This is a genomic window from Knoellia aerolata DSM 18566 (genome assembly GCF_000768695.1).
GTDB classification, from domain to species: domain Bacteria; phylum Actinomycetota; class Actinomycetes; order Actinomycetales; family Dermatophilaceae; genus Knoellia; species Knoellia aerolata.
The window spans coordinates 1-1,147 of the sequence record NZ_AVPL01000144.1; the positions used below are offsets into that span (position 1 = coordinate 1).

At 67.6% G+C, this 1,147-nt stretch carries 1 protein-coding gene; it reads right to left on the minus strand.

The genetic code is table 11. The features are described 5' to 3' along the window. Positions 1 to 1,147 (minus strand): hypothetical protein (locus N801_RS21235; RefSeq protein WP_169744303.1); only part of this gene is annotated, 1,147 nt, incomplete at both ends.

The window sequence follows — 1,147 nt, forward strand, 5'->3', positions numbered from 1 at the left end:
GCCGGTGCGTACAGGACCTTCCCGTCGGCCAGTGGCCGAAGGAAGGAGCGGGCGGCTGTCAGCCGGTGCCCCAAAGTGGTCATGGCATGCGCAAGGCTGTCCGTGTTGTGATCCCGCTCCTGCTCCGTGAACCGAGACGAACGTGCACGCGCTTCTTCGAGGGCGAGGAAGAGCTCGCGGCTGGCCGTGGTGAAGTCGGTGCTGGGCTTGACGAGCGTTGTCAGCCCGGGAACCCACGCCTTGTCCGCGGCCGTGAGGGCGTGCCTGGCTGCGGCGAGGGGCGGCGTCGCACAGTCCCGCCTCCGAGCAACGTCGGGCTGGTTGGCGACTTCGGCGAGGGTGACGGCGATGTGGGCACCTTGGTTGACCACCATATGAAGTGAATGGGCGCTGGGGATGCGTGCCCGCAGCTCGACCTCACTGGCGAAGGCCCAGACGTTCACCGATCGATCGAGAGCCGTGTCGCCGACGTCGACGTCGGCCAGGGCCGGCAGGCCTCGAAACGACAGGGGAGGGGCGGCCTCCAGCACCGGCTGCATTGCTGCCAGGGCAGCCTCGACATGCTTCCCAATGGCCAAGGGTCGATCGGCGGCGACGAGAGGACCCCGGGCGAGCGTTTGACGGGCAACGACGGCCGCGGCCGCGAGCACGTGGGCCGCGTTGGTGGCAATCTCGCTTGTGTCCGGAACCTGCTGATACTCAAGGACATCGACCAGGTCAGCCAGGGCGCCGAGAGCGCAGGTGATGCGTGCGACCGGGTTCCGGTCGGTGCCATCGGGCAGGGTGACGCTCGTCGCGTCCGATGTAGGCAAGAGCCGCAGTCCGCCGCGCCGAGGGAGCCCCAATCCGCGGGCCGAAAGATGCTCACCCATTCGGATCGCATCCTCCGGTCTCACGGCCACGTCAGCCTTAGATGAGCGCAGAAGGGGCGGATAGCGGTCGACGAGCTCCCTGAGGATGTCCGCGCAGGGATCGCCGCTTCCCACTCGCCTGCCCTGGTACCCAATGCTGCCGACGAGGAAGCGGTGCAGATTGGCGTCGAATGCCTCCCACTGCATCTGCGTGACCGGTTCGTCGCTCGATCGCACCTCTCGGGTGAGGAAGGCGACTCGTTCGACCAGCTGGTCGACGGTGATCATGCGGCACC